Origin of the sequence: Rhizobium sp. M10, from assembly GCF_002531955.1 — a bacterium.
GTDB classification, from domain to species: Bacteria; Pseudomonadota; Alphaproteobacteria; order Rhizobiales; family Rhizobiaceae; genus Rhizobium; species Rhizobium etli_C.
Window position 1 is genome coordinate 25,144 of the sequence record NZ_NWTA01000007.1, and the last position, 22,019, is coordinate 47,162.

Here is a 22,019-nt window from a genome sequence, read left to right on the forward strand (position 1 = left end):
CAGTCCTGGAGGAGACGGAAATGAAGCCACTTGGCATCGGTTTGATCGGTACGGGTTATATGGGCAAGTGCCATGCGCTGGCCTGGAATGCGGTGAAGACCGTGTTCGGCGATGTCGAGCGTCCGCGACTCGTGCATCTGGCTGAAGCCAATGCCGGGCTTGCTGAGGCGCGCGCCTCCGAATTCGGCTTCGAGAAGGCAACCGCCGAATGGCGGGCGCTGATCGCCGATCCGGAGGTCGACGTCGTTTCCGTCACCACGCCCAATCAGTTCCACGCCGAGATGGCGATTACAGCCCTCGAAGCCGGCAAGCATGTCTGGTGCGAAAAGCCGATGGCGCCGGCCTATGCCGATGCCGAGCGCATGCTGGAAACGGCGGAACGATCAGGCAAGGTGGCCGCCCTCGGCTATAATTACATCCAGAATCCGGTCATGCGGCATATCAAGACGCTTGTCGGTGAGGGCGCCATCGGCACGGTCAACCATATCCGCGTCGAAATGGACGAGGATTTCATGGCCGATCCCGATGTCTTCTTCTATTGGAAGAGCGAGCTTGCCGCCGGCTACGGCGCGCTTGACGATTTCGCCGTGCATCCGCTGTCGTTGCTCTGGTATCTTTTCGGCCACGTCGAGGCCGTCATTACAGATATGGTGAAGCCCTATGCCGACCGTCCGCTCGGCGCGGGTGGCCGCCGCGCCGTCGAAAATCACGACGCTGCCAACGTGCTGATGCGGCTGGGCGGCGGCATCTCCGCCGTGTTGATGGCGAATCGCGCCGCCTGGGGCCGCAAGGGCCGCATCGCCCTGCAGATTTACGGCTCGAAAGGCTCGATCGTCTACGATCAGGAGCGTATGAACGAATTCGAACTCTATCAGGCCGAGGGGCGCGGCTCCGAACAGGGTTTTCGCAAGATACTGGCGGCCCCCGCCCATCGGCCGTATGATCGGTTCATTCCGGCGCCCGGCCACGGCCTCGGCTTCAATGATCTCAAAATCATCGAATGCCGCGAGCTGATCCGGGCAATATCGGGAGAACCGTCGTCGATCGTGACATTTAAAGACGGTCTCAGGATAGAGAAGTCGGTGCATGCCATGGCACAGTCTTTCCACGAGCGTCGCTGGATCGAAATCGGCTGAAGGTAAGAAGCCGCTTTCCGTTGACGGCGCTCCGGGCAGGGGATAGGCCTTGACGTGGTTGTCGGGCGCAGTTTCGGGAGTGAAATCGTGACGGATAGATTGGTGATCATCGGCGCGGGGCAGGCCGGTTTCGCATTGGCGGCCAAGCTGCGAGCATTGAAGGATACGCGCCCGATCACCCTTATCGGCGCCGAGGATGTGGCGCCCTATCAGCGCCCGCCGCTGTCGAAGAAATATCTGCTCGGCGAAATGAGCTTCGACCGCCTGCTGTTTCGCGACCAGCACTGGTATGGCGACAATGACGTCGACCTTCGCCTTTCCACCTGGGCCGAGGAGATCAAGCCGGACAGCAAGCAGGTTCTGCTGCAGGACGGCTCCGTTCTCGACTACGGCACGCTGGCGCTGGCCACCGGCTCGACGCCGCGCCGGCTGCCGGCCGCAATCGGCGGCGATCTCGAAGGCGTCTATGTCGCCCGCGATAAGCGCGACGCCGATCTGCTCGCCGACGAGATGCGGCCTGGCCGTCGCGTCCTGATCATCGGGGGCGGTTATATCGGCCTGGAGGCGGCGGCCGTTGCCCGCCATCTCGGCCTTGAGGTCACCGTCATCGAGATGGCCGACCGCATCCTGCAGCGCGTCGCGGCGAAGGAGACGGCCGACATCATGCGCGCGATCCATGAGGGCCGCGACGTGGTGATCCGCGAGAAAACCGGGCTCAAGCACCTGATCGGCAAGGACGGCCGCGTCGCTGGTGCGGCACTTTCCGACGGATCGACTATCGACGTCGATTTTGTCGTCGTCGGCATCGGCGTCGTGCCGAACGATCAGCTTGCCAAGGAAGCCGGCCTCGAAGTCACCAATGGCATCGTCGTCGACGAATTCGCCCGCACTTCCGATTCGGCGATTTTCGCGGCCGGCGATTGCGCGGCCCTTCCCTGGCAGGGCGGCCGCATCCGGCTCGAATCGGTGCAGAACGCCGTCGACCAAGCCGAAGCGGCGGCCGCCGTCATCGCCGGCGGCAACGAGCCTTATGATCCCAAGCCCTGGTTCTGGTCCGACCAGTACGACGTCAAGCTGCAGATTGCCGGCTTCAATCTCGGTTATGACGATACGTTGCTGCGTCCCGGCGCCCGCGAAGGCGCCCATTCGGTCTGGTACTTCAGGGAAGGCCGGCTGATCGCCGTCGACGCGATCAACGACGCCAAAGCCTATGTGACTGGCAAGAAACTGCTGGAATCTGGAATTAACCCCGACCGATCGATTCTCGCCGACCCATCCGCCGATCTCAAGAGTCTGCTCGCCTGACCGGGAGGCGATGCCGCAAGGAAAGAGCCCTTTGCCTGACGCAGAGGGCGCGGCCCTCTGCTGAAAGGGCGTGATTGCAATGGTTTGGTTAACCTGTGGTCGCGCGTCATTTTTGCGATCCGAGAGCCTGCGAATCGGAACCGTTTCGCACTCGCTTTCCCCGAGCGCCTGGCGGTAGAGCGCGGTCTCGTATTGAAGAGACGCGCGATCGAATCATGCAGATCACGGGCAGGCAGCAATGCCCCCGTTGCCCAACCGGGTCGAAATGCCGGCCGCTGCATTTCTTCTTATGAAAACTCAAAAAACCCTTGCATTCACAGACCGGTCACCATAGTTAGGCCGCACCGGAGAGGTGGCCGAGTGGTCGAAGGCGCTCCCCTGCTAAGGGAGTATACGTCAAAAGCGTATCGTGGGTTCGAATCCCATCTTCTCCGCCATTTCAATTTCCGCAGCGCATCTCGTGTCTTACCCTCGGGCGGGGAATTATGGTCGATTAGTCGGCTATGCCTCGCAGTCGCGCGGTGGAGAAATCTCCTCCCTTCGAAGAGAGAGAATCGCCGGCGAGAATCACGTCCCGCGTTCCTGTCCTCGGCGACCGGCGAAAGTGGATCGGTGAACGGCCGGTTACGCTTCCGAGGATCCGGATGTCTCCCGCAACAATCGGATTTTGTCAGAAAAGCGTCATGAATGTGTCGAAAGACGCATGTCCAGCACGTTGTCGATCTCGCCTAAGCTGCCGCAAAATCAGGCTTTTCTTAACAAACTATAAAGGAAACCGGGGCCGGCTGCCCGACTTGTGTCCTTTCAGCAACAGAATGCGGGGAAGGCTCCCTCAAACCCCCTGTTGGAGCAAGTTGGTGATTGCGTGACGGCCGCCGTCTTGTATTTTCACCCTCGGAAGCAAGGGCGACGGATCGTCCACTTCTTGAAACACGGGGATGGGGCAGGGAACGCTGCTCAGCGAAAGATCCCAAACCCGATCGAAACTTTGAATTGGAGGTCATTTATGAACATCAAGAGCCTTCTTCTCGGCTCCGCTGCTGCTCTCGCAGTAGTTTCCGGTGCTCAGGCTGCTGACGCTATCGTTGCTGCCGAGCCGGAACCGGTTGAATATGTTCGCGTCTGCGACGCTTACGGCACCGGCTATTTCTACATCCCGGGCACCGAAACCTGCCTCAAGATCAACGGTTACGTCCGTTTCCAGGTTGACGTTGGTGATCAGCCGCTCAACGGTTCGGACAGCAACGACTCGGACTGGGACGCCCGTACGCGCGGCCAGGTTCAGTTCACGGCTAAGAGCGACACCGAATATGGTCCGCTGACCGGCGTCATCGTCATGCAGTTCAATGCTGACAACGCTTCGGATCAGAGCGCCAAGCTCGACTCCGCTTACATCGACATCGCCGGCTTCCGCGCTGGTCTGTTCTACAGCTGGTGGGACGACGGCCTCTCGGGCGAAACCGACGATATCGGCTCGCCGGTCACGCTGCATAACTCGCTCCGTTATCAGTACGAAACCGACGCCTTCTACGCTGGCATCAGCGTCGACGAACTGGAAGACGGCTTCTACAAGACGGACGAAGAGCCGAACAACGTCGGCGTAGCCGTCGGTCTCGGTGGCAAGGCTGGTGCGTTCAGCTACCAGATCACTGCCGGCTATGACGTCGACAACGAAGAAGGTGCTGTCCGTGCAATGGGTACGGTTGACATCGGTCCCGGTACGCTCGGCCTCGCTGCCGTATACGCTTCCGGCCCGAGCTCCTACTACACCAAGGCTGAATGGGCTATCGCTGCCGAATACGCAATCAAGGCAACCGACAAGCTCAAGATCACTCCTGGCGTCCAGTACTACAGCAACTACTACGTTGCTGGCGACGACTTCAGCGATGACGACGCTTGGAAGGTTGGTCTGACGGTTGATTACCAGATCGTCGACAACTTCTACGCCAAGGCTTCGGTTCAGTACCTCGATCCGGAAAACGACGACGACTCGACGGCTGGCTACTTCCGCCTGCAGCGCTCGTTCTAATCTGATCTGACCTCGGTCAATCAGGAAAGCCCGGCTCTCGAGCCGGGCTTTTTTTGTATCTGCACGAATGGCATGGAGGCAGTTGGGGCAGCGGCCTGGAAATCGGAGCCGTTTCGGAAAGCCCGCCGGCGTGCAAGGTTATGGCGCCTTTGCCTGTCTCAAAAGGCGCGCGGCTGCGGCTGAACGATCTCTGTCAGCTATCGGCAGCTGGTGAGGAAGGCTCCAATGGCTGCAGGGATATTGCCAAGATGGAGGAGGGGCGCATGTCCTTGTCCCTGAGCTGCGTGCAGGATCAGGCTCGGATGCCGGCGGACCATTTCCGCGGCCGTCTCCTTTGAGAGCAGAGCCGTATTTTCTCCGCGGATCAGCATCAGCGGCAGCCGGCTCAGGCTTTCGAACTGCTCCCAGAGCTCGGGCAGCGGCTGGCTGAAATCGACCGATCGCAGCGCCTCGGCGATTGCCGGATCGAAGTCGGCGACCGGTCTTCCGTCGGTGTCGCGGTAAAGCGCAAGCGCCATCTCGCGCCAGTCTTCCCCTGCAAGCGCGGTAAACGAGGCACCGTGATTCTGCTTCAGTATATCGGCCGCCTCGTTCCAATCGGCCGGCTTCCTGCCGCTGTTCAAGTAGTCGCGAATGAGTGCCAGCCCTCCGGCCTCGATCGCAGGGCCGATGTCGTTCAGGATGACGGCTTCGAGAAGATCCGGCCGTGTCGCCGCGATCAGATGCAGGATCAGTCCGCCACGCGATGTGCCGATGAAAACCGCCCGCTCGATGCCGAATGCCGCGCAGGCGGCAATAATGTCGCCGGCCTCGACGGCGAGAGTGTAATTGGCCTTGTTCTCATCCCATGTGGAATTTCCACGTCCGCGCGAATCGAGCGCGATCACCCGGCGTGGGCCTGTCTCGTCGCGGCAGAGACGCAGCGCAAGCGGGTGAAAATCCCGGCTATTGCGGGTCAGACCGGGCAGGCAGATCACCGGCAGCCGTGCCGCGGCTGCCGCCTCGTCCGGCCTGTAGTCGCGGGCATAAAGCGTCAGCCCATCGGCAGAAGAATAATATCGTTCCTGGAAACCGCCTGCATCCATGTCCGCCATCGCATCCTCAAGACCTATCCGAGCCCGAAGATGTAGCCTGCTTTTCAAGCCGCGCCAAACGGCTTCAGGAGGCGCTGCGTCCGCCGATCAGGTCGCGCTCGATATCCGTCGGCTGGCCGAGGCGAGCCTTGTAGACTTCGTAATTCTCCATCACCCGCTGCACGTAGTTGCGCGTCTCGGGGAAGGGGATGCGCTCGATCCAGTCGACGATCTCGTCGATCGGCCTGCCGCGTGGGTCGCCGTAGCGGCCGATCCATTCCGGCACCCGTTTCGGCCCGGCATTATAGGCGACGAAGGTGAGAATATAGGAGCCGCCGAAGGCCTCGATCTGCTCGCCGAGATAATGCGCGCCGAGCGTCGCATTATATCCGGCATCGGCCGTCAGCTTGTCCTTCGAAAACGTGATGTTGTGGCGCTTGGCCACCGCCTGGGCCGTGCCGGGCAGAAGCTGCAGCAGACCGCGCGCATTTGCTGCCGAAACGGCGGCCGGATTGAAGGCGCTTTCCTGCCGGGCGATGGCATAGGCGAGCGCCTTGCCGGAGCCGGATATATTGGCATTCGCCGGGATCACCCCGACGGGAAAGGCAAGCGCTGCGACGTCAATGCCGCGGCCATAGGCGATCTTGCCGATCTGCAGCGACAGATGGTGATTGCCCGATTGCTCGGCCTGCGCTGCGAGGATAGCCAGTTCCCCCGGGCTCTGCAGCTGATCGGCAAGCGCGAGATAGAGAATGTCGGCGCGCCAGCCGTGACCTGCCGCCTCGAGCCGGGTGATCGCCTGCACGGCTTCGCGCGCCTGAAGGCGCTGGCGGTCGGCCGTGCTCGGCGCGGGATAGGCGACATTGAGCGTTTTTCGTCCCAGTTTTTCGGCTGCGAGCTGGCCGTAGAAAGTGCCGGGAAAATTTGCGGCCTTGCCGTAGAATTCGCCTGAAATGCCAGGGCCGCCGGCTTCGGCTGCCCGCCCGAGCCAATACCAGGCGCGCGACACCGAGATCGGTCCGTTCGACGTCGCCAGAATCTTGCGGAAATGTCTTTCCGCCGTCGTCGGGTCCTGCAGGCCGCGAAGCGCATACCATCCGGCGTGGAACTCGGCCTCGACAATGTCGGTCGGGCTGGTTGCCGCGTAGTTTGCGACGATGCGGTAGGCCGGTTTGAATTGTCCCTGGTCGACGAGGCCGCGGCTGACGATCCGCTGCTCGTTCCACCATTCGCCGGAATCGACGAGTTCGCCGGCTCCGCGCGGCATCTTCTCCAGCAGGGCTGCCGCCTCGGCATATTTGTCCTGCTTGCGCAGATATTCGATCTTCGCAAACAGCAGGCCGGCATCGCCGCGCCATCTCGCGTCGACGGCATTGATGAGCGCGCCGGCGTTGGCGGCTTTGGCGTCGACGGCGGCCCAGGCCTTGTAGAGCGATTGCGCCTCACCCATGTCGCCGAACCGCTTGGCCTGCGCCACCCGGCCGCGATACATCAGGTAGTCCATCCGCGCCTTGTGGTCGGCCGGCGTCAGCAGGGCGGAAAATTCGACGAGGATCTTGTCTTCACCCGCCTTGTCGAGCGCCTCCGTGCGCCAGAGCTTGCGGATATATTTGGCCGCCTGCGCCTGATTGCCTGAGGCAACCAGCGACCGCCCGAGAATGACGGCGCCCTGCATCGTCTCGGGCGCGGTGTCGCCGAAGGCGGCAAGCACGGCTGATGGGGCGGGGTTTTCATCGTAGAGCGCCCGTTCGGAATAGGTGCGCAGCCGCGAAAGGCCGGGCCATCCCTTGAGCTCCTGCGCTGCGCTGGCGATCTCATAGGAGGGAACGCCCTTCAATCCGGATACGGCGATCGCCCAGGTGAGGATATGGCGGTCGAGCATCCCCTGCCGCATGCTGTCGCGGATCGACAGAGCCAGTTGCGGATTCTTGGCGCTAAGCGCGTCGAGGCCGGTTTTCAGATCACTGGCAACAGGCGCGATGGCCGGATTGCGCGGGATGGCGCCGGTGGTCAGCGCCTCCGGTATCGATGTCTCGGGCACGAAGCCGATCGGCTTGACGTCGGCCGCAGGAAGGTTTTCGCCGGCAAGCGGCGACGCAACGCTGCCCCACGCGGCGGCAACGAAGCCGAAGGCGGTCAGAATCAGGACAGCTTTCTTCATCCGGGATCTCGCAACGAAAACACGCCCTACCCATTTGGCTGGAGGCATCTTAACGAAACCTTACCGTACCAGGTAAAATTCATTCACATCTGCTATCGGATTTTGCCCTAAACCGAACTCTCCGCGCTTGTCGCGATGATTTCGGCGCTTTATGGTGCGCAACTCTTAGTCATGGAATGCGGCCGAAGCAAGGATTTGGTCGTGAGGAGCTTTGCATGTTCAATGGGTCCATTCCCGCCCTCGTTACCCCCTTCACCGATGCCGGATCGATCGACGAAGACAGCTTCGCCGCCCATGTCGACTGGCAGATCAAGGAAGGCAGCGGCGGTCTCGTTCCGGTCGGCACGACAGGCGAATCGCCGACGCTGTCGCATGCCGAACACAAGCGGGTCGTGGAACTCTGCATCGAAGTGGCCGCAAAACGCGTTCCCGTCATGGCCGGCGCCGGTTCGAACAACACGCGTGAGGCGATCGAGCTTGCCCAGCATGCCGAAAAGGTCGGTGCCGACGCCGTGCTTGTCGTCACGCCCTATTACAACAAGCCGACGCAGAAGGGGCTGATCGCGCATTTTTCCGCGATCGCCGAGGCCGTCGCTCTGCCGATCTATATCTACAATATCCCCGGCCGTTCGGTGGTCGACATGACGCCGGAAACGATGGGCGCGCTCGTCAAGGCGCACGGGAATATCGTCGGCGTCAAGGATGCGACGGGCAAGATCGAGCGTGTCTCCGAGCAGCGCATCACCTGCGGCAAGGACTTCAGGCAATTGTCCGGCGAGGACGCAACGGCGCTCGGCTTCAACGCCCATGGCGGCGTCGGCTGCATCTCGGTAACGGCCAATGTCGCCCCGCGCCTCTGCGCCGATTTTCAGGCGGCAACGCTGGCCGGCGAATACGCCCGCGCGCTGGAATATCAGGACCGGCTGATGCCGCTGCACAAGGCGATCTTCCTTGAGCCCGGTCTCTGCGGCGCCAAATACGGCCTCTCCAAGCTCGGCCGCATGAGCCGCAACGTCCGCTCGCCGCTGCTGTCGACGCTGGAGCCGGCAACCGAAGCGGCGATCGACGCAGCTCTGCGCCATGCCGGGCTGCTGAACTGAAGAGACCGCCCGTCTTCACAAGGCCGGGTCGTTCCCTTACATAAAGGGCAGCAATGAGGGCGCGGCTTTTCGCGCGCCTCGAAGGAAATATCGTCATGGCCCCCAAAGGCAGCCAGCGCGTGGTGAACAAGGTCGTGGCGGAAAACCGCAAGGCCCGCTTCAACTACGAGATCATCGATACTTACGAGGCCGGCCTCGTGCTGATGGGCACGGAGGTCAAGTCGCTGCGCGAAGGCAAGGCCAATATCGCCGAATCCTACGCATCGGACGAGGACGGCGAGATCTGGCTGATCAATTCCTACCTGCCGGAATATCTGCAGGCGAACCGCTTCAACCACGAACCGCGCCGGCGCCGCAAGCTTCTGCTGTCGGGCCGCGAAATCCATCGCCTGCGCTCAGCCGTTAACCGCGAAGGCATGACGCTGATCCCGCTGAAGATCTATTTCAACGATCGGGGACGGGCGAAGATGGAACTGGCGCTCGCCAAGGGCAAGAAGCTGCACGATAAGCGCGAATCCGAGAAGGAGCGCGATTGGAACCGCCAGAAGAGCCGCTTGTTGAAGGATAATGGCTGAGCCATCAAGCCGCAGCCGATCGGCTCGCGGCGCTTTCGATCAGTCCTCGAAATCGCTGGCCGGGGCGACTTCGGCCGGACGCGGCGCCCGCTCCGACGGATCGCGACCGATCTCAGCCTTCAGAGACAAGAGGTCGATGAAATGATCGGCCTGCCGGCGCAGGTCGTCGGCGATCATCGGCGGCTGGGTCGCCATCGTCGAGATCACCGAGACCTTGCGGCCTCTGCGCTGCAGCGCCTCGACCAGGTTGGTGAAGTCGCCGTCGCCGGAGAAGATGACGAGATGGTCGACGGTTTCGGATTGTTCCATGGCGTCGATCGCAAGCTCGATGTCCATGTTGCCCTTGATCTTCCGCCGGCCCATGGAGTCGGTAAACTCCTTGGCGGGTTTGGTGACGACCTTGTAGCCGTTGTAATCGAGCCAGTCGATCAGGGGACGGATCGACGAATATTCCTGATCTTCGATCAAGGCCGTATAGTAGTAGGCGCGCAGGAGGTAGCCGCGTTTCTGGAACGCTTTCAATAGCTTGCGGTAATCTATGTCGAAACCGAGGCTCTTGGATGCAGCGTAGAGGTTGGCGCCGTCAATAAAGAGTGCAATTTTTTCGCGTGGGTCAAACATCGCTTACCAATTCCTAATGAGAGAAATCGAAATTCGCAGGGCATCAAATTTCAATAAATACAATGGCTTATTGTGATTTTTGATTTGATCCTTACTTTACTAAGTGTTCATATAAGAGAGATTTAGGGCACGATTCGTCATATTCCAAGCAACCTTCGGTGGAATTGTGACATTCTCCATGGAAATTTAGCTCAGCCACGGATAAAGACGAGGGAGCCGGAACGAAAAACTTGTATTTGCCCGGTTTTAATTGTATCGGGCGTGTTAATCCCGAAATGACGACCGTAAAGGACAGGCAATGGCCCGTGTCACAGTTGAAGATTGCATTGACAAGGTAGAGAACCGCTTCGAGCTGGTTCTGCTCGCCAGCCACCGCGCCCGGCTGATTTCCCAGGGTGCCTCGATCACCATCGACCGCGACAATGACAAGAACCCTGTCGTCGCCCTGCGCGAAATCGCCGACGAGACGCTGTCGCCCGATGACCTCAAGGAAGATCTGATCCATTCGCTGCAGAAGCATGTCGAAGTCGACGAGCCCGAGCCCGATCCGGCCAGCATGATCGCCGCCGGCGGTGTTGCCGCAGCCGACAGCGAGGAGCAGGACGACCTGCCGGAGACGATCACCTTCGACCAGATGTCGGAAGAAGAGCTGCTTGCCGGCATCGAGGGCCTGGTGCCGCCGGAAAAGAGCGACGATTATTAGGCGCGCCGGCCGGTTCTGATCCGGAAAAGAGCGACGATTACCAATCGTCAATCTTGCGCCTTTATTGCTTAGGCATATTATTGCCCATGTGTGCGCCAATCGTTGATTGGCGCGCTTTTATTTTTACCGGAGTGGCTTTGGAATGATGCGGCAGTACGAGCTCGTGGAGCGGGTTCAGCAATACAAGCCCGATGCCAATGAAGCACTGCTGAACAAAGCCTATGTCTACGCCATGCAGAAGCATGGCCAGCAAAAGCGCGCGAGCGGCGATCCCTATATTTCCCATCCGCTCGAGGTCGCCGCCATCCTCACCGACATGCATCTCGACGAATCGACGATCGCGGTTGCCCTTCTGCACGACACGATCGAGGATACGACGGCGACGCGCGCCGAGATCGACGAACTCTTCGGCGAGGATATCGGCCGTCTGGTCGAGGGCCTGACCAAGATCAAGAAGCTCGATCTCGTCACCAAGAAGGCCAAACAGGCCGAAAACCTGCGCAAGCTGCTGCTCGCCATTTCAGACGATGTGCGCGTGCTGCTCGTCAAGCTCGCCGACCGCCTGCACAATATGCGCACCCTCGATCACATGTCGGCCGACAAGCGCGCCCGCATTTCCGAGGAGACGATGGAAATCTATGCGCCGCTCGCCGGCCGCATGGGCATGCAGGACATGCGCGAGGAACTGGAGGAGCTCTCCTTCCGGCACATGAACCCCGAAGCCTATGAGACCGTCACGAAAAGGCTGGAAGAGCTCTCCAAGCGCAACGAGGGCATCGTCAAGAAGATCGAGGCCGAGTTGCGCGACCTGCTGGTCGCCAGCGGCCTGACCAGCGCCTATGTCAAGGGGCGGCAGAAGAAGCCCTATTCGGTCTTTCGCAAGATGCAGTCGAAGTCGCTGTCCTTCGAGCAGCTTTCCGACGTCTACGGCTTCCGCCTGATCGTCGAGGACATCCCCTCCTGCTATCGGGCGCTCGGCATCGTCCACACGCGCTGGCGCGTCGTGCCCGGCCGCTTCAAGGACTATATCTCGACGCCGAAGCAGAACGATTACCGTTCGCTGCACACCACCATCGTCGGCCCCTCAAGCCAGCGCATCGAACTGCAGATCCGCACCAAGCGCATGCACGAGATCGCCGAATTCGGCATCGCTGCCCACACGCTCTACAAGGACGGCGCCACCAATGCCGATGGCGACATCCTTTCGCGCGAATCCAATGCCTATTCCTGGCTGCGCCACACGATCGAGGCGCTCGCCGAGGGCGACAGCCCGGAAGAATTCCTCGAACACACCAAGCTTGAGCTTTTCCAGGACCAGGTCTTCTGCTTCACGCCGAAGGGCAAGCTGATTGCCCTGCCGCGCGGCGCCACGCCGATCGACTTTGCCTACGCCGTTCACACCAATATCGGCGACACCACGGTCGGCGCCAAGATCAACGGCCGCATCATGCCGCTGGTGACGCGGTTGGCCAATGGCGACGAAGTCGAGATCATCCGTTCCGGCGTGCAGGTTCCGCCGGCCGCCTGGGAGGAGATCGTCGTCACCGGCAAGGCGCGCGCCGCCATTCGCCGCGCCACCCGCATGGCCATCCGCAAGCAATATGCCGGCCTCGGCCACCGCATCCTCGAGCGCACTTTCAATCGGGCCGGCAAGATCTTCTCGCGCGAGGCGATGAAGCCGGCGTTGCACCGTCTCGGCCAGAAGGACGTCGAGGATGCGATCGCCGCCGTCGGCCGCGGCGAGATGTCCTCGCTCGACGTGCTGCGCGCCGTCTATCCCGACCACCAGGACGAGCGCGTAACCGTCAAGCCTTCCGGCGACGACGGCTGGTTCAATGTCCGCAGCGCGGCCGGCATGATCTTCAAGATCCCCGGCAAGACCAAGGCGGGGGCCGAGGGCGGCCATTCCGAACTCGACGCCGATGTCGATATCGGCCCGATCCGCGGCCTGTCTGGTAATGTCGACGTCAAGTTCGCCTCGACCGGCGCCGTGCCCGGCGACCGCATCGTCGGCATCATGGATCAGAGCAAGGGTATCACCATCTATCCGATCCAGTCGCCGAGCCTGCAGCGCTTCGATGATCAGCCCGACCGTTGGATCGACGTCCGCTGGGACCTCGACGAAGCCAACAAGTCGCGTTTCATGGCGCGCATCATGGTGAATGGATTGAACGAGCCCGGCACGCTCGCCAAGGTGGCCCAGACGGTTGCAAGTCTTGACGTCAATATCCGCCTGCTGAACACCGTACGGGTGGCAGCCGATTTCACCGAAATGATGCTCGAGGTCGAGGTGTGGGATCTGCGTCAGCTCAATCAGCTGCTCGCCCAGATGAAGGAGCTCGACTGCATCGCCACGGTCCGGCGGCTCTACGAATAGGCTTTTGTTAAGCCTGTCACGGCAGCCAACCCGAGAATTTGCACATTTTATGACCGTTTCAAGATCAAGATGGCGCATGGAAGTGGCAATGTATGCGTTCAGTGCATGGCTGTCCCCATGTTGCGGGTGGTGGTAATTAACCTTTGCCGGGACTATCTTCTGATCGTCGAAAACGTAAACAGAAGATGAGACAAGGAAATGTTTGATCCTATCAGGAAAATCGCTCGCGCTCTTCGCGCTCCGACCACGCAGGAACGTGAAATGGCCTATCTGAACGGCTCGTTCGATCGTATCGATCTCGAGTTTCGTCAGCGTCAGGTCGACCGCGGTCTGTTCCGCAGCCGCTAATAGCGGATTTATACTTGGATGAGTGGGGGACGTTGCGTTACGAACGCCCCTCGGCATGAGGCCGCTGCTCCGCAGAGAAAATTGAGCGGCTGTTTTGCGGGTGGTATCATTTGCCGCTCTTGTCACGGTGCTGTGCGCTGCACTAAATAGCCGCCATGTTGTTTCGCCGTCGCAAGCCTGCGGGTTTCAAGGAAAAGATGCGGGAGCTTCTGTGGCCCCGAAAAGGTTTCCTTCGCCCGATCCGTTATCTGACAATGCGCATTCTGCGCCTGAGCGCTTCGCCGCATGCGGTTGCGGCCGGCGTCGCCGCGGGCGTCTTCGTCTCGTGGACGCCTTTCATCGGCGTGCATTTCGTCATGGCTTTCGTCATCACCTATTTCCTCTCCGGCAATATGGTGGCGGCCGCCCTCGGCTGCGCTGCCTTCGGCAATCCGCTGACCTATCCCTTCATCTGGGGCATCACCTGGGAGATCGGCCATCTGCTGCTCAGCCGCGAGGATCATCTGGCCGGTCAGGCGGTGGATCTCGCCGCCCTCTTTCACAAGCTGAACTTCACCGAATTATGGAAGCCGGTGCTGGAGCCGATGCTGATCGGCGCCATTCCGCCGGCCGCCGTGACCTCCGTTGCGCTCTATGCGTTGACGTTCTACACCGTGAAGGGGTTTCAGACGCGCCGCCGCACGCGCCTGATGGAGCGGGCGCGCCTGCGTCTGGCGGGGCCGGTTAGCGACATGCCGAGCGTATGAAACCCGTGCAGAATGCTTAAGCGACGGAAGGGTCCGGCATGATCATCGGCATTGGCAGCGATTTGATCGACATTCGCCGTGTCGAAAAATCGATCGAGCGCTTCGGTGAGCGCTTCACCCATCGCTGTTTCACCGAGATCGAACGGGCCCGTTCCGACCGCCGGGCAAACCGTGCCGAATCCTATGCCAAGCGTTTCGCCGCCAAGGAAGCCTGTTCCAAGGCGCTCGGCACGGGCCTCGCCCAGGGTGTCTTCTGGAAGGACATGGGCGTCGTCAACCTGCCGAGCGGCAAGCCGACCATGGTTCTGTCAGGCGGTGCCGCCGCAATCCTCGAATCGATGCTGCCCGCCGGCCACAGGGCCGCCATTCATTTGACAATAACCGATGATTATCCCTTGGCGCAGGCCTTTGTTATCATCGAGGCGTTGCCTGAGAGCCTGTGATCGTGACCTCGGGGAGCGTTGATCGCGACCTCTCGTCGCTTTTGATGTTGTCGCCATTGCCGCAACCGGCCGAAGCCGCTAGAACAGGATGATCTGAAGCCGGTCGGCCTGAATCCTGTTCTGGATTAAAGAATTGGAGCATGATGTTGTCCGAAAGCTGCTGACACTTTTCGGCATCATGCCCTACAGCGCCGCGCGTCTCTTCAGGTGCGCAGAGGACGCCGTAGCACTTTGAATTGCTGCATAATTCCCTAAATCGATATTGGTTTAGGGAATTATGCAGTAAGAGAACGACAGAAAGAATTGCGCCTCTGCGGCGTCTTGAAGGAATAAGACTGCGTGTCCGAAAAAGTCCAAACCAAGCCGAACGCCCTCTGGGAAAATATCAAGGTCATCATTCAGGCGCTGATTTTGGCGATGGTGATCCGAACCGTGCTGTTCCAGCCCTTTACCATCCCGTCCGGCTCGATGATGCCGACGCTGCTCGTCGGCGACTACATCTTCGTCAATAAGTTCGCTTACGGCTATTCGAAATATTCGCTGCCCTTCTCTCCCAATATCTTCAGCGGTCGCCTGTTGGGTTCCGATCCGAAGCGTGGCGACATCGTCGTTTTCCGCTTCCCGCCCAATCCCGATATCGATTACATCAAGCGCTGCATCGGTCTGCCCGGCGACCGCATCCAGGTCACCGACGGCGTGCTCTACGTCAACGGCAAGCCGGTTCCGAAGGTTGCAGACGGCAGCTTCACCTCGGATTACAAGCTCGATCCGGGTGAGGACGTACCGGTCTTCCGCGAAACGCTGGACAATGGCAAGACCTACGACACGCTCGACCAGTCTCCGGTCTCGCGCGGCGACAACACCCGTGAATTCATCGTGCCGGAAGGCCATTATTTCATGATGGGCGACAACCGCGACAATTCCCTCGACAGCCGCTTCGATGTCGGCTTTGTGCCGGCTGAAAATCTCGTCGGCCGCGCCAGCGTCATCTTCTTCTCGCTCGGCAACGACACGTCTTTCCGCGAAATCTGGAAGTGGCCGACCAATATGCGCTGGGACCGCCTTTTCAAGGTTGTTGAATGAGCAAGGCGCAGACGCTTTCTGCGGCGGACCGCGCAAAGCTTGAAAGCCTGATCGGTCATGACTTCGCCGAAAAGGCACGCCTGGATCGCGCGCTGACCCATGCCAGCGCCCGGACGGAAAAGGGCGGCAATTACGAGCGGCTGGAGTTTCTCGGCGACAGGGTCCTCGGACTCTGCATCGCCGAGCTCCTGTTCCGCACCTTCGGCACGGCGGGGGAAGGCGAGCTCTCGGTTCGTCTCAACCAGCTCGTCAGCGCCGAAACCTGCGCTGCGGTCGCCGACGAACTCAACCTTCACCTCTATATCCGCACCGGCGCCGATGTGAAGAAGCTGACCGGCAAGCGCATGATGAACGTGCGCGCCGATGTCGTCGAAAGCCTGATCGCCGCGATCTATCTCGACGGCGGCCTCGAGGTCGCGCGCCGCTTCATCCTGCGCTACTGGCAGGGCAGGGCGGTCAGGGCCGATGGCGCCAAGCGCGACGCCAAGACCGAGCTGCAGGAATGGTCGCATGCGAAATTCGGCGTCACGCCGATCTATCGGGTTGATGAACGCAGCGGACCGGATCATGATCCACGCTTCAAGGTGACGGTGGAAGTTGCTGGCATAAAGCCGGAAACCGGCGTAGAGCGGTCGAAGCGTGCCGCCGAACAGGTGGCGGCGACCAAGATGCTCGAGCGCGAAGGCATTTGGCAGCAATCGCCTGCCGGAAACTGACGGGACAATGACACAAGAAGAAGATATCGCGGCTGAAGCTGCTGCAGAAACTCATGGCCCGACGCATTCGGGCTTCGTCGCGCTGATTGGCCCGACCAATGCCGGCAAGTCGACGCTGGTCAATCGCCTCGTCGGCGCCAAGGTCTCGATCGTCAGCCACAAGGTGCAGACGACCCGCGCGATCGTGCGCGGCATTGCCATTCACGACAATGCCCAGATCGTCTTCATGGATACGCCGGGCATTTTCAAGCCGCGCCGCCGGCTCGACCGCGCCATGGTGACCTCGGCCTGGGGCGGCGCCAAGGATGCCGATCTGATCATGCTGCTGATCGACAGCGAGCGCGGCCTGCGCGGCGATGCAGAAGCCATCCTCGAAGGGCTCAAGGAGGTCCAGCAGCCGAAGATTCTGGTGCTCAACAAGATCGACCGCGTCAACCGCGAGGATCTGCTCGCGCTGGCGGCGAGCGCCAACGAGAAGATCGCTTTCGAACGCACCTTCATGATCTCGGCCGAAAACGGCTCCGGCTGCGACGACGTCATGGACTATCTGGCAGCGACCCTTCCTGAAGGGCCGTGGTACTATCCGGAAGACCAGATCTCCGATCTGCCGATGCGTCAGCTCGCCGCCGAGATCACCCGCGAGAAGCTGTTTCTGCGGCTCCACCAGGAGCTTCCCTATTCCTCGCATGTCGAAACGGAGAAGTGGGAAGAGCGCAAGGACGGCTCGGTGCGCATCGAACAGGTCATCTATGTCGAGCGCGACAGCCAGAAGAAGATCGCGCTCGGCAAGGGTGGGGAAACCATCAAGGCGATCTCGACGGCGTCCCGCAAAGAATTGTCGGAGATTCTCGAACAGCAGGTTCACCTCTTCCTGTTCGTCAAGGTCCGCGAAAATTGGGGCGACGATCCCGAGCGGTTCCGTGAGATGGGTCTCGATTTTCCGAAATAGCGGTGGCAAGGATTTCATCGGGCAGACGCCAGTCCCTTGTTTCCTTGGAAAAAACCCGCTTCGTTGCGGAACGAATCCATGGCTTTGCGCATTCCCGCTCGACGGTGCGTCGATGAGGGGCCGCCGGTTTGTTAAGACCGCGGGAGCAGGCATGGCAACGTCGAGACCCATCCATTCCTTCAAGACCCCTTGCGAGCAATGTCCCTTGCGGCCCCTGCCGCATTTCAGGGAGTTCAGCCGCGACGAGCTGGAATTCGTCTCCCGCTTCAAGCGCGGCGAGCTCGCCGTCGATGCCGGTTCCACCATCCTCGTCGAGGGCGCACACAGCGCCCATCTTTTCACCGTGCTTTCCGGTTGGGGCTTCCGCTACAAGATGCTGGAAGACGGCCGCCGCCAGATCCTGAATTACATCATGCCGGGCGACCTGATCGGCCTGCAGGGAACGATTGCCGGCGAGATGCAGCATTCCATCGAAGCGCTTTCACCGGTTTCCCTCTGCGTCTTCGAGCGCGACAGGCTGATGACGCTTTATAACAAGCACCCCTCGCTCGCCTTCGACATCACCTGGATCGCCGCGCGCGAGGAGCGGATATTGGATGAACATCTCCTCAGCATCGGCCGCCGCACAGCACTGGAAAGAGCGGCCTATCTGCTCGCGTTCCTGTTTGAGCGCGGCAGGAAGCTCGATCTTTTCAACGGCCGCAAGTTCATCCCCATCACCCAGCAGCACATCGCCGACACACTCGGTCTTTCCATCGTTCACACCAACAAGACTTTGAAGAAGCTCAGCGGACGGGGATTGATCCGCTGGCAGGAGCGCGGCTGCGAGGTGCTGAACGGTGAGGAACTGATGGCGATCGCCGGCTGGGATGGGCTTGGAGAGGGCAAGCGCCCCTTCATCTGAAGCATGGCGCGCAAAACTGGGCCGCGATCTTGCGATAAGGACCTACGCGAAAAAAGACCTGAAGCGCGAGGTGTGAGCGGAAGGTTGCGGTGCGCTCCACGGCTATCCGACAGATGCGGCATGGGCGTGCGGAAACGCACAGCCGGCCTGTCTATGTCTTTTTTAAATGCGCATTAGCATCTGGCGAAATAAGGTCGGCCCTCGTCTTTCCTCCGATTTGATTCTTATTGGCCGGACAGAAAAATGGTTTATTCAGAAGTGGTGGCGGAATTCACCGATAGCGTGCCATGCGGGGCACCGGAGGGCAATGATGTTGGCGAAACGGCCGGGGCGCTGCGACAGGCGCTCGACGAGGGCATGGAATCATGAGCGCAAACCGTGTTCTGGTTCTTGAGGACAGTCTGATCATCGCCATGGAGGCGGAGGATATTCTGCGCCTGGCCGGCGTCGACGGCATCGATATCGTCGGCAGCCTCGAACAGGCGAGGGCGGCGATTGCTGCGGAAAGCTATGATTTCGCCCTTCTCGACGTCAACCTCGGTGAGGGCATGAGCTTCGGATTTGCCCGCCATCTTCTCGATGTCGGCATCCCCTTCGGCTTCGTCAGCGGCTATTCCGATATACGCGATTTCCCGCCCGACCTGCAGCATATACCGCTTCTGGTGAAGCCTTTCGACGAGAAGGCGATGTGCGAATTCCTGCAGAGGCTTCTTCCGGCCGCGGCTTGACTCGGCCGGACGCCGAAAGCACGCTGTAACACTTTGAATTACTGCATAATTCCCTAATTCGATTTCGATGGCGGGAATTATGCGGTAGGATGGAATCGTCAGCCGCAGGGACTTCTTTCGATGCAGTGGCAGGACCACGCGATCATTCTGGGCGTCAAGCGCCACGGTGAGACGAGCGTCATCGCCGAGGTGATGACGCGTGATCGCGGCCGCCATCTCGGCCTGGTGCGTTCCGGCCGCTCTCGCGCCATGCAGCCGGTGCTGCAGCCGGGCAATGCGGTGGAGGTTATCTGGCGTGCCCGGCTTGACGAACATCTCGGCGAATTCCGCGTCGAACCGGTGACGCTACGCGCCGCGCGCCTCATGGAAACGGCGACCGCCGTCTACGGCGTCCAGGCAATGGGCGCGCTGCTGCGGCTGCTGCCGGAGCGCGACCCGCATCCGCACCTTTTCGACGCGCTGGAGGTCATCCTCGATCATCTGCACAATCCGGCCGATGCCGGCGAACTCTTCGTGCGTTTCGAGCTGGCGGTGCTCAACGATCTCGGCTTCGGTCTCGATCTTGCCGAATGCGCGGCAACCGGCGACCGTTCCGATCTCGCCTATGTCTCGCCGAAATCCGGCCGCGCCGTCAGCCGCAGCGCCGGTGCGCCCTGGGCGGACAAGATGCTGCTCCTGCCGCCCTTCCTCGGCGCCGAAGGCAATCAGGCGGCGGACTTCGACAGCCTGGCAGCCGCATTCCGTCTGACGGGTTTCTTCCTGCATCGCCATGTCTACGAGCCGCGCGGCATGGAGGCTGCGGCCGCGCGTGACGGTTTCGTCCAGGCCGCACTCAAGGCGCTCAATCCAGCCTTGCGGACGCTTTCCGGTCCAAACGACGTCTCCGCCTGACCTCGTTTTTTACTGCTGCAAAACATCCTCCGGATTTGGCGGTTTACCCGCCTGGGAGCTCTTCCTATGTCTTGAAGGGCTGCCAACCACGGAGGTAACTCATGCTGACCAAGACCGCATCACCGACGACGATCACGCTCTGGAACGGCCGCGAAATTCCGCGCCTCGGCATGGGATGCTGGGCGATCGGCGGCCCATTCTTCGCCGGCGACACGCCGCTTGGCTGGGGTGAGGTCGATGACGACGAATCGGTGGAAGCAATTCATCGCGCCATCGCCCTCGGCATCCGCTTCTTCGACACCGCCTCGAATTACGGCGCCGGCCATTCGGAGGAGGTGCTCGGCCGGGCAATCGGCAATCGTGACGATATCATCGTCGCCACCAAATTCGGCTTTACCACCGATCCGGAAACGAAGCAGGCAATCGGCGCCTTTGCCGATGAGGTTTTCATCCGCCGCTCCGTCGAGACATCGCTGCGCCGTCTCAAGCGCGACCGCCTCGATCTCTTGCAATTCCACCTCAATGATTTTCCGCTGGAGCAATCGGATGCCGTCTTCGATACGCTGGAGGCGCTGCGTGCCGAAGGCAAGATCGATGCCTTCGGCTGGAGCACCGATCATCCCGATCGCGCCGCCCGCCATGCCGGGCGCAAGGGCTTTGTCTCGATCCAGCATACGATGAACGTCTTCGAGCCGGTGCCGGAGATGATCGCCGTGGCCGAGCAGAAGGGCCTGATCTCGATCAATCGCGGTCCGCTGGCCATGGGACTGTTGACCGGCAAGTTCACCGCCGACAAGGCGGTCGGCGCCAAGGATGTCCGCGGCGCAGCGCTCGAATGGATGGTTTACTTCAAGGACGGGCGCATGGCCCCGGAATTTGCCGCAAGGCTCGATGCCGTCCGCGACCTTCTCAAATCAGGCGGCCGCACGCTGACGCAGGGTGCGCTCGCCTGGCTCTGGGCAAGGTCGCCGCGCACCTTCCCCATTCCGGGTTTCCGCACCGTTGCCCAGGTGGAGGAAAATGCCGGCGCGCTGGAAAAGGGACCGTTGCCGACCGGTGTCATGGCGGAGATCGATGCTGCACTCGGGCATGCATGAGAGGCGGTGAATCTGCCCCAAGGCTCCCTCATTCCTGTGCCTGTCACAGGAATCCTGCCACCGCGCGTCTGCGCGGTGACTGACCCAATGCAAATTTGAAAAAAAGACTTACGCGCCCAAGGACTTGGGCGCACTGGATTCCTGTGACGAGCACAGGAATGCGCATGTGACCTACCTTCGGGCACGAACCTTCAAGGCCAAGCCCTCCGGCCTCTCCGCGATGATCTTCACCGCATCGCCGATCGTGATCCTGCCGCTGCCGCGCGGCGTCACGTTCCAGCCGAACAGCGGGCCGGGCACGCGCCGGTCGGCCGACATGCGGATGCGGCCCATGGCCGGCATCGGGTTTGCCACCTCGCGTGACCCGGTCAGCTGGTCCTGCGTCGTCATGATGCAGCGCGAGCAGGGTTTGACGAGATCGAAGCGGATGCCGGCGATCTCGATCGCCGCCCAACGATCCTCCGGCCAGGCCTCGTCGGTGTCGATGACGATATTCGGTCGGAAACGCTCCATGCCGACGCTGCCTTCGCCATGGGCGGCGAGATCGGCGTTCAGTGCCTGCAGCGAGCCGGTCGTCGTCACCAGGATCTGGTAGCCGTCGGTAAAGCTCACCGGCGTGCCTTCGCCGGCCCATTCGGCATTCGCCGTCCGTTGTGCCTGTCCGTCGAAAAATACCAGCCGCACCTCGCGGCCGAGCCATTCGGACAGCTGGCGATTGCTCTCTGCATCGGCGACGGCGGCGCTGACGGTCGATTTCCACACGCTCACATCCATGCGGATATCAGGCCGGGGCGGCGGCACCGATATCTCGGGCTTGCCCTGCATCAGCAGCCGGAAGGCGCCTGCCTCCGGCCGTATTTCGATACGCGCGAGATCCGGCAGTTCGCGCTGGGTGATGAAGTGGCCCTGCGGGTCGGTGATCATCGCCCGCCGGTCGCCGGGAAGCCCATAGGCGTCAATATCGGCGGCGGGCAGCGCAATGGCGCGAGCGCTCTTGAGCGGGTAGATGAAGAGGTCGCTGACACGCATGCCGT

General features: G+C 61.1%; 20 protein-coding genes, 1 tRNA gene and 1 pseudogene. 18 read left to right on the forward strand and 4 right to left on the reverse strand.

What is annotated here, in order from left to right:
* Positions 1-20 precede the first annotated feature (20 nt).
* The 4 genes from CO671_RS13350 (at position 21) to CO671_RS13365 (ending at position 4,470) form a co-directional block, all read left to right on the forward strand.
* Entirely contained in the window at positions 21-1,136 is a 1,116-nt protein-coding gene (locus CO671_RS13350; protein ID WP_097606348.1) for a Gfo/Idh/MocA family oxidoreductase, read from the forward strand.
* Positions 1,137-1,223: 87 nt separating this feature from the next.
* Positions 1,224-2,441, forward strand: coding sequence for an FAD-dependent oxidoreductase (locus CO671_RS13355; RefSeq protein ID WP_097606349.1), 1,218 nt, complete (start codon positions 1,224-1,226; stop codon positions 2,439-2,441).
* A 346-nt stretch (positions 2,442-2,787) separates the two neighbouring features.
* Positions 2,788-2,878: transfer RNA gene (locus CO671_RS13360), tRNA-Ser, on the forward strand.
* 569 nt (positions 2,879-3,447) lie between these two features.
* Positions 3,448-4,470, forward strand: a complete 1,023-nt coding sequence (locus CO671_RS13365; RefSeq protein WP_097606350.1) for a porin — start codon at positions 3,448-3,450, stop codon at positions 4,468-4,470.
* Between the two features lie 197 nt (positions 4,471-4,667).
* Here CO671_RS13365 and CO671_RS13370 read toward each other — a convergent pair whose 3' ends face one another.
* Positions 4,668-5,564 carry an alpha/beta hydrolase gene (locus CO671_RS13370; RefSeq protein WP_097606351.1) on the reverse strand — a complete coding sequence of 299 codons (897 nt, stop codon included), beginning with the start codon at positions 5,562-5,564 and terminating at the stop codon, positions 4,668-4,670.
* 64 nt (positions 5,565-5,628) lie between these two features.
* Positions 5,629-7,704: a lytic transglycosylase domain-containing protein gene (locus CO671_RS13375; protein WP_097606352.1), complete on the reverse strand. Its 2,076-nt coding sequence runs from the start codon at positions 7,702-7,704 to the stop codon at positions 5,629-5,631.
* 215 nt (positions 7,705-7,919) lie between these two features.
* On the opposite strand from CO671_RS13375, the gene dapA reads away from it, so the two are divergent.
* Positions 7,920-8,804 carry a 4-hydroxy-tetrahydrodipicolinate synthase gene (gene dapA / locus CO671_RS13380; protein WP_097606353.1) on the forward strand — a complete coding sequence of 295 codons (885 nt, stop codon included), beginning with the start codon at positions 7,920-7,922 and terminating at the stop codon, positions 8,802-8,804.
* 95 nt (positions 8,805-8,899) lie between these two features.
* A complete protein-coding gene (gene smpB / locus CO671_RS13385) occupies positions 8,900-9,379 on the forward strand; it encodes an SsrA-binding protein SmpB (protein ID WP_085736719.1) in 480 nt (159 codons plus the stop codon).
* 39 nt (positions 9,380-9,418) lie between these two features.
* Here the strand turns inward: smpB and CO671_RS13390 are convergent, their stop codons facing one another.
* Complete coding sequence (locus CO671_RS13390) at positions 9,419-10,000, reverse strand: NYN domain-containing protein (protein ID WP_003546927.1); 582 nt, start codon at positions 9,998-10,000, stop codon at positions 9,419-9,421.
* 298 nt (positions 10,001-10,298) lie between these two features.
* On the opposite strand from CO671_RS13390, the gene rpoZ reads away from it, so the two are divergent.
* From rpoZ to CO671_RS13450, 12 genes and pseudogenes are all read left to right on the forward strand, one after another.
* Complete coding sequence (gene rpoZ, locus CO671_RS13395; RefSeq protein ID WP_003574261.1) at positions 10,299-10,703, forward strand: DNA-directed RNA polymerase subunit omega; 405 nt, start codon at positions 10,299-10,301, stop codon at positions 10,701-10,703.
* 142 nt (positions 10,704-10,845) lie between these two features.
* Positions 10,846-13,080: a bifunctional (p)ppGpp synthetase/guanosine-3',5'-bis(diphosphate) 3'-pyrophosphohydrolase gene (locus CO671_RS13400; protein ID WP_097606354.1), complete on the forward strand. Its 2,235-nt coding sequence runs from the start codon at positions 10,846-10,848 to the stop codon at positions 13,078-13,080.
* 198 nt (positions 13,081-13,278) lie between these two features.
* Positions 13,279-13,428, forward strand: coding sequence for a DUF3563 family protein (locus CO671_RS13405; RefSeq protein ID WP_004675049.1), 150 nt, complete (start codon positions 13,279-13,281; stop codon positions 13,426-13,428).
* Between the two features lie 155 nt (positions 13,429-13,583).
* The gene (locus CO671_RS13410; protein ID WP_097606355.1) at positions 13,584-14,174 is read left to right on the forward strand and encodes a DUF2062 domain-containing protein; all 591 of its coding nucleotides are present in this window, start codon (positions 13,584-13,586) and stop codon (positions 14,172-14,174) included.
* A gap of 38 nt (positions 14,175-14,212) precedes the next feature.
* Entirely contained in the window at positions 14,213-14,617 is a 405-nt protein-coding gene (acpS, locus tag CO671_RS13415; protein ID WP_010028627.1) for a holo-ACP synthase, read from the forward strand.
* A 339-nt stretch (positions 14,618-14,956) separates the two neighbouring features.
* Positions 14,957-15,700, forward strand: coding sequence for a signal peptidase I (gene lepB / locus CO671_RS13420; RefSeq protein WP_097606356.1), 744 nt, complete (start codon positions 14,957-14,959; stop codon positions 15,698-15,700).
* Positions 15,697-16,416: a ribonuclease III gene (rnc, locus tag CO671_RS13425; protein ID WP_064706760.1), complete on the forward strand. Its 720-nt coding sequence runs from the start codon at positions 15,697-15,699 to the stop codon at positions 16,414-16,416. The genes lepB and rnc overlap by 4 nt, the downstream gene beginning before the upstream one ends.
* A 7-nt stretch (positions 16,417-16,423) precedes the next feature.
* A complete protein-coding gene (gene era, locus CO671_RS13430; RefSeq protein ID WP_097606357.1) occupies positions 16,424-17,365 on the forward strand; it encodes a GTPase Era in 942 nt (313 codons plus the stop codon).
* 151 nt (positions 17,366-17,516) lie between these two features.
* On the forward strand, positions 17,517-18,269 hold the full coding sequence (locus CO671_RS13435) for a Crp/Fnr family transcriptional regulator (RefSeq protein WP_097606358.1): 753 nt from the start codon (positions 17,517-17,519) through the stop codon (positions 18,267-18,269).
* Between the two features lie 243 nt (positions 18,270-18,512).
* Positions 18,513-18,997 (forward strand): annotated as a pseudogene (locus CO671_RS13440) (hypothetical protein).
* Positions 18,998-19,117: 120 nt separating this feature from the next.
* A complete protein-coding gene (recO, locus tag CO671_RS13445) occupies positions 19,118-19,888 on the forward strand; it encodes a DNA repair protein RecO (RefSeq protein ID WP_097606360.1) in 771 nt (256 codons plus the stop codon).
* A 101-nt stretch (positions 19,889-19,989) separates the two neighbouring features.
* Positions 19,990-20,985 (forward strand): aldo/keto reductase, encoded by a 996-nt coding sequence (locus tag CO671_RS13450; RefSeq protein ID WP_097606361.1) that lies wholly within the window; start codon positions 19,990-19,992, stop codon positions 20,983-20,985.
* Positions 20,986-21,156: 171 nt separating this feature from the next.
* Here the strand turns inward: CO671_RS13450 and CO671_RS13455 are convergent, their stop codons facing one another.
* On the reverse strand, positions 21,157-22,014 hold the full coding sequence (locus tag CO671_RS13455; protein ID WP_097606362.1) for an MOSC domain-containing protein: 858 nt from the start codon (positions 22,012-22,014) through the stop codon (positions 21,157-21,159).
* Positions 22,015-22,019 lie beyond the last annotated feature (5 nt).